This is a genomic window from Pseudomonas sp. JV245A, assembly GCF_032424515.1.
GTDB classification, from domain to species: Bacteria; Pseudomonadota; Gammaproteobacteria; order Pseudomonadales; family Pseudomonadaceae; genus Aquipseudomonas; species Aquipseudomonas protegens.
Window position 1 is genome coordinate 1 of record NZ_VYKE01000551.1, and the last position, 435, is coordinate 435.

The window sequence follows — 435 nt, forward strand, 5'->3', positions numbered from 1 at the left end:
ACTGGCATCGCAGCTGGCTGGAGCAGGGCGAGCAACAGCGCCAGCTGGATTACTGGCGCCAGCAACTGGGGCTGGAGCATCCGGTTCTGGAGCTGCCTCTGGATCATCCACGCCAGGCGTTGGTCTCCCACCGCCAGGAACGCCTGGGCCTGCGCCTGCCGGCGGATCTGGAGCAAGGGCTGCGGCGAGTGGCGCGGGAACATGACATGACCCTGTTCCAGCTGTTCCTGGGGTCGTTCGCGTTGCTGCTGCACCGTTACTCCGATCAACCGGATATCCGCATCGGGGTGCCGGTGAGTAATCGCCGCCACCAGGAAATGGAAGGGGTGATGGGCTTCTTCGTCAACACCCTGGTGATGCGCGTCGAGCTGGCGCCGAGCCTGCCGGTGGGGCAGTTGCTGCGTCAGGTCAAGGCCACGGCCCTGGCCGCCCAGG

At 66.2% G+C, this 435-nt stretch carries 1 protein-coding gene; it reads left to right on the forward strand.

Translation table 11 applies throughout. From position 1 onward, the window contains the following. Nucleotides 1–435 (forward strand): condensation domain-containing protein (locus F6S12_RS32975; protein WP_315870020.1); only part of this gene is annotated, 435 nt, incomplete at both ends.